Origin of the sequence: Elstera sp., assembly GCF_044372965.1 — a bacterium.
GTDB lineage: Bacteria > Pseudomonadota > Alphaproteobacteria > Elsterales > Elsteraceae > Elstera.
The window spans coordinates 16,687-29,555 of the sequence record NZ_JBILQX010000028.1 but is presented as its reverse complement, the minus strand read 5'-3'; the positions used below and the strand labels follow the sequence as shown (position 1 = coordinate 29,555).

Here is a 12,869-nt window from a genome sequence, read left to right as displayed (position 1 = left end):
AAAGCCCTTACCCATATGGCCGATCAGTTCGAACAGAGCGTCGCCAAAATCGTCACCACGGTGCGCCGGGCGGCGGAGGAAATGCGCAACGCCTCGGGCTCGATGGCCAATATGGCCGAAGGGGCAACCCAGCAGACGGTCGAAGTCGCAGCCGCCGCCGCCCAAGCCATCGGCAATGTCGATGCCGTGGCCGCCGCCTCGGCCCAGCTTACGGTTTCGATCAGCGAAATTTCCCGCCAAGTCGTCCATTCCAATACGATTGCCGATCAGGCCGTATCAGAAGCCCGCAAAGCGGGCGATACCGTGCGGGGGCTCGCAGGGGCCGTGGAGCGGATTGGCGAGGTTGCCAAGCTCATCGATGGCATCGCCGCGCAAACCAATCTGCTGGCCCTGAATGCGACCATTGAAGCCGCCCGCGCCGGGGAAGCCGGGCGCGGTTTTGCCGTGGTTGCCGGTGAGGTTAAGAGCCTCGCCAGTCAAACCGCAAAAGCCACCGAGGAAATCGGCTCGCAAATCGGCTCGATCACCCAGGGCGCGCGCGCCGCGATTACGGCGATCAACCAGATCGATACGATCATCGGCGATATTAGCGGCATTGCCGCCACCATTGCCGCTGCGGTGGAAGAGCAAGGGGCCGCCACCGGCGAAATCGCCCGTAGCGCCGATCAAGCCGCCCAAGGGACCCAGGGCGTTGCGCGCGTCATCGAGCGCGTGCGCGGGGCAACCACCTCCACCGGGCAAGCGGCGAAAGGCGTTCTGCACGCCGCCGAACTATTGGCCGGGGAAGCGGGCGATTTACATCGGGAAGTCGACGGCTTCCTAGGCGCTATTCGAACTGGGACGGTTTAACCGACACTTACCGGTTTATCGTGTAAACTGAACCGCCGAAGCACCGCGCTTCGGCGGCTTTTGTTGATAGTCGGGATCTGCACAGCAGCCCGCTTATCTCCAGCGCCCGAATGTCAGATTGAGCGACTAGCATTTTTTTATAGTTCTCTTAATTGAAAAATAAGAAATAGTTTTCATGAAGAGCTTCTATGATCAGCTTTCCTTTTCGTAAGACCGACAGGTAACGCTGATGGCTCATCAACATCGCTATGATCTCTATGCTGCAATTCATAAGGCCCTGAGGGCTTGGTCCGCCGATCTTCTTATTAAGATCGGGCGGAATGACTGGCAGAACGATGGCGAAACCCGTCGACTTCTATCTGACTTGAACGAGTTCTTCCCTTTCTGTGTCGCGCACCTCGCCCATGAAGATACTTTTATTCATCCGATTCTGGCGCGCGTTCAGCCCGGAAGCCAAGCCCTTGCGGAAGAGGAACACGCCCGCCATATCGATAGCCTAAATGCGCTCACCGACCGGGTTGCACAGCTTTCCGAAGCGCCGACCCCCGACCGTGAAGCCATCGCCCATCAGCTTTATTTGGCATTCGGCGAGTATATGGTGATCGACTTTGCCCATATGCTGGACGAAGAAAAACGCCATAACGCCATTCTTTGGCAGCATCTGACCGATGCCGAAATACAAGAAATTGAGCACAACATTGTCGGCAGCCTGTCCCCGCAAGTGGCTGCACAGTCCTTGCGCTGGATGCTGCCAAATCTTACGGCACAAGAGCGCTCAGATAAAATAACCGGGCTCCGGGCGAACGCGCCGCCGGCAGTGTTCGATGCCGTTCTACAAATGCTTCGCACCAATTTGACAGCGACAGAATTAGAGAGATTGCCGCTGGGAGCTGCGGTTTAATCCAAACCGATAGACGCGCTTTTTGTCCTTACTCGGGGTGCTGCCTGCCGCTTCACGGTTCTGATATCGGTGATACGGACGGAGCAGCTCCCCGAGGCCTACCGGATCAAGTTTATAATTGACATAGCTTTTAAATTGTTTTCATCATGGCACGGGCATGGTGTGCGTAAACGTATCTGGAGATGCGTATTATGAGTGCTGCCTTTTTTTTCCCTGAATTTATGATTCCTTCCGCCGATTGCGACGGGGATAGAAAAAGAATTCGTCCGCGTCGGCTGTCCACCTAGGACGGATCGCAGATATGGGAATGCCTTTGATTAAGGCCCTGGGGCTCACTCGCTATCTCGAGGGGCCGATAACGGTAATTCTTGCTCTCATTGGGCCGGGAAATACACCGTCTATCGCCCGCGCGCTTGCGTGTCGCGTCACTGACCAGAACAAGCAGGTTTTCATAGACGGCCAAGATAAAGCGATGCTGGACCCTCCGCCACTCCCAGGGTCCTCCGTCGCTATCGTTACTTGCCTGCCATCCACACTTCAAACGTATCAATTCAAAGGGACGTTTCAGCACCTGCGCCCCGCCACGGCCGCCGAGGCGGATTGGATTACCGGGCCGATTGAGCGGATGGTTATCGAATTCGATAAGGTCGGCTATTTGGAAGAAAAGTCGCGCGCCTATCTGGCCGTCAATCCGCTTGACCTTGCGGTTCTCAGCTTTGAGCTAACCGCCGTTTTTGAACAAACTCCCGGACCAAACGCCGGGGTGCGCCTTTATGGACAACCTAAATGATCTCACTCAGTGCAATTCGCGATGCCTTTGATGGCATTTCCCCATCGGCTATCGCCACGGTCGACAGCGCCGGAGAGGTTAATGTTTCTTATCTTTCCGATGTTCATTACATCGATGAAACGCATATTGCGTTGAGTTTTCAGTTTTTTAACAAAACTCATCGAAATATTCACGAGAACCCCATCGCGCAACTGGTGCTTCTTCACCCTCACACCTCCGAAAAATTTCGGATCACGGTTCAATATTTACGCACAGAGACCAGCGGCCAACTGTTCGAACGGATGCGGGCAAAACTTGCGGGTATCGCCTCTCACCACGGCATGGCACAGGTTTTCCGGTTACTCGGGGCCGATGTGTATCGCGTGTTATCGGTAGAACGGATGCCGGGCAAGGCCCTATCGCCGCCGCCGCAACCGAGCCTGATGCCGAAAGTCCGCCGCGTCTTCGAGGCGCTAGTGGGTCACACGACCAGCGATTCGCTGGTCTCGGCGCTGTTGCCCGCCCTCGCGGCCAATTTCGACATTCATCATAGCATGATGCTGGCGGTCGATTGGGGATCGAAGCGGCTTTATACCCTGGACAGTTACGGCTATCCCACCTCGGGCGTCGGCTCGGAAGTGGCCTTAGGCGACGGCGTGATCGGCGTCGCCGCCGAAATTGCGGCACCGGTCCGCATCAATCACATGCTTCAAGAAAATGCTTATAGCCGGGCCGTTCGTCGCGAAATTCTTAAAGAAGGCGCTATTTTAGAGCCGGAAATTGCTTTGCCTGGACTGATCAATCCGCAAAGTCAAATGGCCGTGCCCACGCAGATTGGACGGCAAATTAAGGGGGTTCTCTTTGTCGAGAGCCCCAAGAATTATGCGTTCAACCATGATCTTGAAGACGCGCTTTGGATGGTGGCCCAGCATTTCGGGGCGTTACTGGGCCAGTTCCCCGACGCTAACTGCCAGGAATTCGATGCAGAACCGATGGGGCCGCCCCGCCAGCAGCCCTTGGAGGGCCCGGCCTTGCGCGTACGCTATTTCCCCGGTACGGCAACCGTTTTCTTGAACGATGAATATCTCATCAAGGGCGTCGCCGGGGCTATTCTGTGGAAGTTGCTGCGCGAGTTCCGCACCCACGGTCGCACGCAGTTTTCTAGCCGGGAGTTGCGGCTCGATCCCAGCATCGGCCTGCCGCAGGTCTCGGATAATCTTGCAACCCGGCTGATCCTGCTGAAACGCCGCCTGGAGGAGCGCGACCATGGCATTCGTCTGCTCCAAGGGGGGCGCGGACAAATGCAACTGGAAGTCGCCCATCCCCTGGACTTGATTGACCAGGGCGCGGCATAGCCCCGCGCCCGCCCATTGCCTTAATCGTGCGGCAGCATCGAGCCTAAGGCGCGGCCGCCGATAAGGTGTAAATGGAAATGCGGCACTTCCTGATGTCCATGGGCGCCGGTATTGGCAATAAGCCGATAGCCGGTTTCGGCCACGCCCTGTTCAGCGGCAATCGCGCCGATAGCATCAATGAAGGCGATTTTCTCCGCCGGGCTGGCGTTTTGGCTAAAATCCTGAGCGCTTACGTAAGCGCCTTTCGGGATAATGAGAATATGCACCGGCGCGCGCGGCGAAATGTCCGGGAAGGCCAGAACATGGTCTGACTGATAGACCGGTTTAGACGGGATTTCGCCCCGCAAAATTTTTGCGAAGATATTCGACGGATCGTAGGACATGCGGCTTACCCCCAAGTCTGGCGGGGGCATGCCCCCGTTTAAGGCCTAATCTTCGTCGTCGTCGGTTTCCCGGCCCAGGTGCGCATAGCCCGACACGCCTTCACGGCGCGCCAGTTCCCGCCAAACCTCGCCCGGCTCCACGTCCGACGCCGCCCACAGTAGGGTTAAATGATACAGAAGGTCGGCGCTTTCCGAAACCAGTCGCTTGCGCTTGCCCCGGATGGCTTCGATGACAACCTCGACCGCCTCTTCCCCAACCTTCTGCGCAATCTTATGGGTGCCCCGGTCAAACATTTTGGCCGTATAGGAGGTTTCCGGGTCGGCTTTACGCTTGCTCTCGATGCGGCTGTAAAGCTGATCCAGAATATGGGCAGTCGGGGGTGTCATCGAAGGCTCCGTCATCTACAATCTCCGGCTGACGGTTGTGCGCATCTCGCACCACTTTGTCTAGACATATCAGCGTGAAAACTACACATTTTTTACTGCCTATTGCCTGGGCAGGTCGGCGGACTGCCTTTACGCAGCCGCAACTGGGCGCATCGGTATCCCCGCCGCCGCCATATGGGCTTTGGCTTGGCCGATAGTGAAGGTGCCGAAGTGGAAAATCGAGGCTGCCAAGACGGCCGCCGCATGACCATCGCGCACGCCATCGACCAGATGATCGAGCGTACCAACGCCGCCCGAGGCGATCACCGGTACCGGCACGGCATCGGCGACGGTGCGCGTTAGCGCCAGATCGAAACCGCTTTTCGTGCCGTCGCGGTCCATTGAGGTTAGCAGCAGTTCGCCTGCGCCATAGGCCGCCATCCGCTGCGCCCAGGCCACCGCCTCAAGCCCGGTCGGGTTGCGCCCGCCGTGGGTGAAAATCTCCCAGCGCCCCGGCGACACTTGCTTTGCGTCCACCGCCACGACGATGCATTGGCTCCCGAATTTTTCGGCAGCCTCTTTCACGAATTCCGGCCGGTGGATCGCGGCGGTATTGATGGAGACTTTATCAGCACCCGCGAGCAGCAGCTTCCGAATATCCTCCACCGCGCGCACGCCGCCGCCGACGGTGAGCGGCATGAAACATTCCGCCGCCGTGCGCGAGACCACGTCGAGAATCGTCGCGCGGTTATCCGAGGAGGCAGTGATGTCGAGAAAGGTCAACTCGTCGGCCCCGGCAGCATCATAAAAGCGCGCCTGTTCCACAGGATCGCCCGCATCGACGAGATCGACGAAATTGACGCCCTTGACCACGCGGCCATCTTTGACATCCAGGCAAGGGATTAGGCGAATTTTGAGCATCGGCGCGCCCCCCTTAAGCCGCTAACAGCGCGAGCGCATCGGCCAGCACGATGCGCCCATCGTAGAGCGCCCGGCCCGTAATCACCCCGGCAATGCCCGGCGCGTTGGCGGCTTTCAGCGCGTCGAGATCGGCCATCGATCCGACCCCACCCGAGGCGATGATGGGGATGCGCACCGCCTGCGACAGCGCGACTGTTGCTTCCACATTCACCCCGGTCAAGGTGCCGTCGCGGTCGATATCGGTATAGATGATCGCAGCAACGCCAGCGTCTTCAAACAAGCGCGCCAGATCGACGGCCTGAAGCTCCGAAGTTTCCGCCCAGCCTTCCACCGCAACGAAGCCTTTGCGCGCGTCAATGCCGACCGCCACCCGCTCCGGGAACAGGCGGCAGGCGTCTTTCACCAGGGCCGGATTGCGCACCGCTGCCGTGCCGAGGATCACCCGGCGCACTCCTGCGGTCAGCCAAGCTTCGATCGTGGCCAGATCGCGGATACCGCCGCCCAGTTGCACCGGCAGGGGCGTTGCCGACAGAATGGCTTCCACCGCGCCACGATTGGCGGGTTTGCCCGCAAAAGCCCCATCGAGATCGACCACATGAATCCACTCGCACCCCGCCCGCGCAAACTGCGCGGCTTGGTCGCCGGGATCGGTATTAAAAACCGTGGCCTGTGCCATATCGCCTTTCACGAGGCGCACGCAGGCACCTTCCTTGAGATCGATGGCCGGAAACAGGATCATGGAGCGTCACTCAGCAGCTTGGTGAAATAATGACCGGCGATCATCCGACCGTCGACAATGGCGTAATGGGGGTGGGTGGCCCAACGGTGATAGCCCAAGGTTTCGTAGAGCTTGATGGCATTCACCTGGGTTTCGCGGACGTCGAGATTGATAACCTTGAACCCCGCCTCGCGCGCGGCAGCTTCGATAGCGAGAACAATCGCCCGCGCCATGCCGCGCCCGCGCGCCCAAGGGGCAACGAACATGCCCGTCAGTGTGGCGACATGGGCCTGCGCCTCATTATTGCGCGGCGGGCGCTGCAACTGCGCCGCACCGCCAATGGTGCCATCGACCCGCCCAACGAAGAGCGTGCGCTCCGGCACCAGCACGACGCCGCTCCAATAGCGCTCGAACACATCCCGGCGCGGGGCCACCAGCCAGCCGAAGCCGCCGCCATCGTCAATCGCCGCCGCCGCCGCATCGCACAGATCGTGCAGATCGGTACCGCTGAACTGCTCCAGACGCTCCGCCGTAATCACACCAGGCCCTGAGGAAAGAGGCACGCGCTGATCCATCGCAGTCTCCGGGAAGGCAAAGGCCCAAAGGCCAAACTTCAGGGGATTAAGGCCGCCAGTTCAGAAAATTACCCAAGAGCCGCAATCCAGCCGCCTGGCTTTTCTCCGCATGAAACTGCGTCCCCACCATCGTATCGCGGCCAAGGATCGCAACAACCGGGCCACCATACTCGGTTTCGGCCAGCACGTCCGACGCGGCGATATCAGTAATATGGTAAGAGTGGACGAAATAAACATGCTCCGCCGTCCCTAACCCCGCCAGCACTGGATGCGCGGGCGCCGTAAGGGTGAGCGTATTCCAGCCCATATGCGGAATCTTCAGCGCCGGATCGGTGGGCGTCAGCCGTTGGCAGACGCCCGGAATCCAGTCCAACCCCGCGTGTTCGCCGTGTTCGATGCCGCGCGTCACCATCAACTGCATGCCGACGCAAATGCCGAAGAAGGGTTTCGCCTTCACCCGCACCGCCTCGGTCAGCGCCTCCAGCAGGCCCGGAACGGCGAGCAGCCCGCGCCGACAATCGCCGAAAGCGCCCTGGCCCGGCAGAACCAAACGATCCGCCGCCGCCACTTTTTCCGCGTCGCCGGTGACGATGACCGAAACACTGCGCCCCGCATCGCGCGCCGCCCGTTCGAGCGCTTTTGCCGCCGAGGTCAGATTGCCCGATCCGTAATCAATAACCGCTATGGTTTCAGCCATTACAGCGACCCACCTAAGACCCCTTTGGTCGAGGGAATCGCGGCGGCGGCGCGCGGATCGACCGTTACTGCTTGGCGCAGTGCGCGGGCGAGCGCCTTAAAGCAGCTCTCAACAATATGGTGATTATTCTCGCCATAGAGGTTTTCAACGTGCAGCGTTAGGCCCGCACTTTGCGCGAAAGCCTGGAACCATTCCTTGAAGAGTTCCGTATCCATCTCACCCAGCTTGTCGCGGGTGAAATTCACCTTCCAAATCAGATAGGGGCGGTTAGAGGCATCGAGCGCCACGCGGGTCAGGGTTTCATCCATCGGGATGAGGGCCGAACCGTAACGGGTAATGCCCTTGCGGTCGCCGAGCGCCTTCGTCACGGCCTCGCCAATGGCAATGCCGCTGTCTTCGGTCGTGTGGTGAAAATCGATATGCAAATCGCCTTCGGCGCGCACGTAAAGATCGATCAAACTATGGCGGGAAAGCTGTTCCAGCATGTGATCGAGAAACCCGATGCCGGTTTTCACGTCGTAAATACCCGTGCCATCCAGGTTTACCCGAACCTCGATGCTGGTTTCTTTCGTGCTGCGCCGAACGTCCCCTTGCCGCATAGACCGATCACCCTTTGCCTTGACTGTGTTACGTCCTTGTAACAGGCCGGAGAAGGGGGGGAAAGGGGGGGAAAGGGGGGGAGCTCCCCCCGCCCGCAAGGCACCCTTGCGTTATTCTGCCGCTTCGGAGAGGAGAATCGGGCGCGCGTCGCCCGCATCGCTATCATTTGCGGGCGGCGCCAGTTCTACCGCGTCGCCATCCGCCGTGTCGCGCAACTGGCGCACGAAACCTTCGATGGTTTCCAGCAGGCTGGTCGATTCCTCGTTCAGCTTGCCCGCAATCGTTAGCACATGCACTGCCGCGTCGCCGGTATCGATGGCCGCTTGCGTCACGCCGCCGATACTGCCCGAGACGGTGTTGGTGGAAGCCGCGGCCGATTGGATCGAGAGCGCAATGTCCGAGGTAGCCCGATCTTGCTGATCGATTGCGCCAGAAATCTCGCCGTTGATCTGATCGAGCCGCCGGATAATCGCGGCGATGCCCGCCATTCCATCCACGGCTTGCCGCGTGGTCGATTGGATCATCTGCACCTGGGCCGCAATATCGCCGGTCGCCTGCGCCGTTTGCGTTGCAAGTTGCTTCACTTCGCCCGCAACCACCGCAAAGCCCTTGCCTGCATCTCCGGCGCGCGCCGCTTCAATGGTGGCGTTCAGGGCCAGCAGATTGGTCTGCCCGGCGATGCCATTGATGAGATCAACGACCTGACCGATGCGCTGCGCGGCTTCCGAGAGCGAGCGCATCGTGCCGGTAATCATATCGGCATTGCTCACCGCATCGCCCGCAACCCGGCCCGCTTCCTGCACTTGGCTCGTGATACTGGTGATCGAGCGGCTGAGTTCGTCGGCTGCGCTTGCCACATTCTGCACGAATTCCGCAGCGCTTTGGGCCGCATCCGAGACATGGCCCGACTGGCGGCTGGTTTCTTCGGCGGTGCGCGTCATGCCAAGCGCGGTCGATTCCATATCGTCGGCAAGGCCGCTGACTTCCTGCACCACATGATTGACGCTGCTTTCTAGACTTTGCGCCAATTCGTTCAGGGTGCGGCGCTTCACTTCGGCCGCGCGGCCTTCCAGCGCGTCCTGTTCCTGCGCCAAACGGTCGTTATCGATGGCCTGCTGCTTGAACACGTCGAAGGCCACGGCCATTTTGCCGATTTCGTCGGTGCGCTTGTTGCCCGGTACCGTCACGGCAAGATCGCCCGAGGCCAGCCTATTCATCGCTTTCGTAATCGCGCTCAGCGGAACGGCGATGCCGCGCGCCGTAAAGATCCCGACAATGGCGAGCACCGCCAGCAGAAGCGTCCCCGTAATCAGCAGCGTGTTACGCAGGCTATCGATATCCGCAAACACTTCCGCCGCGTCGATTTCGCCCAGCAGCGCCCAGCGGATGCCGAACACATCGACGGGCCGGTAGGACGAAATAACCTCGGCATTGCGGTAGTTTTTGATTTCATGAACGCCGTCGCGACCTTCGAGCGCCGCCTTAACCGAACCCGTCTCGACATGGGTCGAGAGGATGGCGTCGGCCCCGGAGAAACGCGACACCGACCGCATCATAAGATCGGAGCCGACCATATAGGTTTCGCCGGTCCTACCCATGCCCGCCGTGTTGCCCAGAACCTTATTCATCCCGTCGACAGGCAACTGCACGGCGAGCACGCCAGAGAAAGCGCCATCGGGCTGAAACACTGCCGTCGCGAGGAAGCTGGTCGGCTTATCGCCGTTCGGCTTATAGGGCGCGAAATCGGCCATCACGATCTTGCCCGGTTCGGGATTATCGCGAATGACCTTCAGCAGTTTGGCGAGATGCGATTCTTTGAACGGCCCCGCGCGGAAACTGGTGGCGAAATCATCGTTTTTCGCGACCGTATAGATCAGATTGGCGCTGGCATCGAACAACATCAGATCGCCATAGCCCGATTCCTGGCGCACGGTGCGCAGCCACGGATGATGCTGGACATGGGCGGGACTGTAAAAATTGCCGGTCTTGCCGTCGTCGAGTTTGGCGCGGTCGGCTTTGTCGGGGTTGTTGGTGATGAAGGCTGCTTGCAGCGATTCCGTTCGATCGAACCCGAAGCTTTGCCAGCCAATGGTGAGATCGTTGACCGCACCGCGCACCGCTGGGCTGGTGGCCAGCACGCGCAGATTGGTGGCAACCCCCTCGAAATAGCTCGAAACCGCCGAACGGCGCGACTCCAACATTGAGTCTAGCTTAATTTCCGTCGCCGTTCGCAACTGTTGTTCGGCGGTGACGAAGGAAATAACGCCTGTAGCAATGCCTGCTACAAGAGCCGCCCCAACAATGAGGATCGGCAATTTCACGGAAATCGATAGTGCAGGCAAACGCATAGCCTCGCCCCCGGCGTATCTGAACCAACGGCGCTCAGAAATTTCATCTGTTTTTGCACCGTAATTAAGCTGTGTTACTAGACCGTGACAGGTTTATGACGGCGGCAGGACTCTTCCGCACCCTGCTATGCGCATTGCTCATAGCCGTTTGCAGCCACGGGCGGGGCTTTTCCCCCTATTTCGGTGAAAAAACCACACCGTCCGTAGTGATTTCGCCGTTGCAGGTAGACGCGCCGCGCCCTACATACACCCTCGACAGGATCGAATAGCTAAGGCGTCAGCCGGGAAGCATCTCGCTGGTGCGGGGTTCGATCAGACCACGGGGACCGCAGGCGGTGCCGTGGGGAGGGGCCGGAACCGAAAGGCTTGCGGGCGTCTCCAGGGCCGCCATATTGGGTCTGCTAGACAGAAGGAAGAGTTTGATGAGCAAAGTTATCGGGATTGACCTGGGCACTACCAATTCCTGCATTGCCATCATGGATGGCAAAAACGCCCGGGTTATCGAAAACGCCGAAGGCGCGCGCACGACGCCATCGATGGTGGCCTTCGCCGAAAATGGCGATCGCCTCGTCGGGCAGTCCGCGAAGCGCCAGGCGGTGACGAACCCGGAAAACACCCTTTTCGCCGTAAAGCGCCTGGTTGGCCGCCGCTTCGACGATAAGCTGGTGCAGAAGGAAATTGGCCTCGTCCCCTATAAGATCGTTGGCGGTGACAATGGCGATGCGTGGGTCGAAGGCCGTTCCAAGAAATATTCCCCGTCGCAAATCAGCGCCTTCATTCTGCAAAAGATGAAAGAAACGGCGGAAGCTTTCCTGGGCGAGCCGGTCACGCAGGCCGTCATCACCGTTCCGGCCTATTTCAACGACGCTCAGCGCCAAGCGACCCGCGACGCCGGCAAGATCGCCGGGCTCGAAGTGTTGCGCATCATCAACGAGCCGACCGCCGCTGCGCTGGCCTACGGGCTTGAGAAGAAGGGTTCGGGCACCATTGCCGTTTACGATCTCGGCGGCGGTACCTTCGACGTGTCGGTGCTGGAAATCGGCGACGGCGTATTTGAAGTGAAATCCACCAACGGCGATACGTTCTTGGGCGGGGAAGATTTCGATAAACGCATTATCGATTACTTGGCCGATGAGTTCAAAAAGGAACAGGGTATCGACCTGCGCTCCGACAAGCTTGCCCTGCAACGCCTGAAGGAAGCCGCCGAAAAGGCCAAGATCGAACTGTCGTCGGCAACCCAGACCGAAGTGAACCTGCCGTTCATCACGGCGGATGCCTCCGGTCCGAAGCATCTGAACGTCAAACTGACGCGCGCCAAGCTGGAAGCCCTGGTCGATGATCTTGTCGAACGCACGGTCGAGCCCTGCAAGGCCGCGCTGAAGGATGCCGGTCTGACCGCCGCCGATATTGATGAAGTGATTCTGGTCGGCGGGATGACCCGCATGCCGAAAATCATCGAAACGGTGAAGCGCTTCTTCGGCAAAGAACCCCATCGCGGCGTGAACCCCGATGAAGTGGTGGCCGTCGGCGCCGCCATTCAAGGCGGCGTACTGAAGGGCGAAGTGAAGGACGTTCTGCTGCTCGACGTGACCCCGCTGTCGCTCGGCATCGAAACCCTAGGCGGCGTCTTCACCCGTTTGATCGATCGCAATACGACGATCCCGACGCGCAAAAGCCAGACCTTCTCGACCGCCGACGATAGCCAAACGGCGGTGACGATCCGTGTGGCCCAGGGCGAACGCGAAATGGCGGCGGATAATAAGATGCTGGGTCAGTTTGACCTCGTCGGCATTCCGCCCGCCCCGCGCGGCATTCCGCAGATCGAAGTGACCTTCGATATCGACGCGAACGGCATCGTGAACGTTTCGGCCAAGGATAAGGCGACGGGTAAGGAACAGCAGATCCGTATTCAAGCCTCCGGTGGCCTGTCGGATTCCGAGATCGAAAAGATGGTCAAGGAAGCCGAAGCCAATGCCGCCGAAGACAAGCGGAAGAAGGAAGTGGCCGAGGCCCGCAATGGCGCCGATAGCCTGATTCATTCGACCGAAAAGAGCCTCGCCGAACATGGCGATAAGGTCTCCGGGTCGGAAAAATCGGCGATTGAAGAAGAAGTGAAGGCGCTGAAGGCGGTACTGGAGTCGGGCGATGCCGCTGCGATTAAAGCCAAGACCGAAGCCCTCGCCAAAGCCTCAATGAAGCTCGGTGAAGCCATCTACAAGGCGCAAGAATCGGCCGAACCCGGTTCGGGGGCTGCTGGTGGGGCCGAAGCAGAACCCGCCGACAGCTCGGTTGTCGACGCCGATTTCGAAGAAGTGGACGAGCGCAAGAAGGGCCGCACGGCCTAATTTCGCCAGACTAACCACCCCGTCGGCGGTCTCCAAAAGGAC

The 12,869-nt window shown here is 59.6% G+C and carries 13 protein-coding genes; 5 read left to right on the top strand and 8 right to left on the bottom strand.

Translation table 11 applies throughout. The features are described from left to right. The 4 genes from ACIQ36_RS06060 to ACIQ36_RS06045 form a co-directional block, all read left to right on the top strand. The coding region (locus ACIQ36_RS06060) for a methyl-accepting chemotaxis protein (RefSeq protein ID WP_395826869.1) at positions 1-849 on the top strand (849 nt) is incomplete at its 5' end. A 229-nt stretch (positions 850-1,078) separates the two neighbouring features. Then, entirely contained in the window at positions 1,079-1,750 is a 672-nt protein-coding gene (locus tag ACIQ36_RS06055; RefSeq protein WP_395826867.1) for a hypothetical protein, read from the top strand. 301 nt (positions 1,751-2,051) lie between these two features. Then, the gene (locus tag ACIQ36_RS06050; protein ID WP_395826865.1) at positions 2,052-2,540 is read left to right on the top strand and encodes a hypothetical protein; all 489 of its coding nucleotides are present in this window, start codon (positions 2,052-2,054) and stop codon (positions 2,538-2,540) included. Further along, positions 2,537-3,874 carry a pyridoxamine 5'-phosphate oxidase family protein gene (locus ACIQ36_RS06045; protein WP_395826863.1) on the top strand — a complete coding sequence of 446 codons (1,338 nt, stop codon included), beginning with the start codon at positions 2,537-2,539 and terminating at the stop codon, positions 3,872-3,874. Before ACIQ36_RS06050 ends, ACIQ36_RS06045 begins: the two co-directional genes overlap by 4 nt. A 20-nt stretch (positions 3,875-3,894) precedes the next feature. Here the strand turns inward: ACIQ36_RS06045 and ACIQ36_RS06040 are convergent, their stop codons facing one another. From ACIQ36_RS06040 to ACIQ36_RS06005, 8 genes are all read right to left on the bottom strand, one after another. Beyond that, positions 3,895-4,257, bottom strand: coding sequence for an HIT domain-containing protein (locus ACIQ36_RS06040; protein WP_395826862.1), 363 nt, complete (start codon positions 4,255-4,257; stop codon positions 3,895-3,897). A gap of 45 nt (positions 4,258-4,302) precedes the next feature. Continuing rightward, complete coding sequence (locus ACIQ36_RS06035) at positions 4,303-4,644, bottom strand: phosphoribosyl-ATP diphosphatase (RefSeq protein WP_395826860.1); 342 nt, start codon at positions 4,642-4,644, stop codon at positions 4,303-4,305. A gap of 129 nt (positions 4,645-4,773) precedes the next feature. After that, a complete protein-coding gene (gene hisF, locus ACIQ36_RS06030; protein ID WP_395826859.1) occupies positions 4,774-5,544 on the bottom strand; it encodes an imidazole glycerol phosphate synthase subunit HisF in 771 nt (256 codons plus the stop codon). A 13-nt stretch (positions 5,545-5,557) separates the two neighbouring features. Beyond that, positions 5,558-6,283, bottom strand: coding sequence for a 1-(5-phosphoribosyl)-5-[(5-phosphoribosylamino)methylideneamino]imidazole-4-carboxamide isomerase (gene hisA / locus ACIQ36_RS06025; RefSeq protein WP_395826857.1), 726 nt, complete (start codon positions 6,281-6,283; stop codon positions 5,558-5,560). Continuing rightward, positions 6,280-6,837: a GNAT family N-acetyltransferase gene (locus tag ACIQ36_RS06020; RefSeq protein ID WP_395826856.1), complete on the bottom strand. Its 558-nt coding sequence runs from the start codon at positions 6,835-6,837 to the stop codon at positions 6,280-6,282. The genes hisA and ACIQ36_RS06020 overlap by 4 nt, the downstream gene beginning before the upstream one ends. Positions 6,838-6,883: 46 nt before the next feature. Next, positions 6,884-7,534, bottom strand: coding sequence for an imidazole glycerol phosphate synthase subunit HisH (gene hisH / locus ACIQ36_RS06015; protein ID WP_395826854.1), 651 nt, complete (start codon positions 7,532-7,534; stop codon positions 6,884-6,886). Beyond that, positions 7,534-8,133, bottom strand: coding sequence for an imidazoleglycerol-phosphate dehydratase HisB (gene hisB, locus ACIQ36_RS06010; protein ID WP_395826853.1), 600 nt, complete (start codon positions 8,131-8,133; stop codon positions 7,534-7,536). Before hisB ends, hisH begins: the two co-directional genes overlap by 1 nt. A 111-nt stretch (positions 8,134-8,244) precedes the next feature. Beyond that, positions 8,245-10,482, bottom strand: a complete 2,238-nt coding sequence (locus tag ACIQ36_RS06005) for a methyl-accepting chemotaxis protein (protein ID WP_395826851.1) — start codon at positions 10,480-10,482, stop codon at positions 8,245-8,247. 422 nt (positions 10,483-10,904) lie between these two features. Here ACIQ36_RS06005 and dnaK point away from each other — a divergent pair, with 422 nt between their 5' ends. Continuing rightward, the gene (dnaK, locus tag ACIQ36_RS06000) at positions 10,905-12,827 is read left to right on the top strand and encodes a molecular chaperone DnaK (protein ID WP_395826850.1); all 1,923 of its coding nucleotides are present in this window, start codon (positions 10,905-10,907) and stop codon (positions 12,825-12,827) included. Positions 12,828-12,869 lie beyond the last annotated feature (42 nt).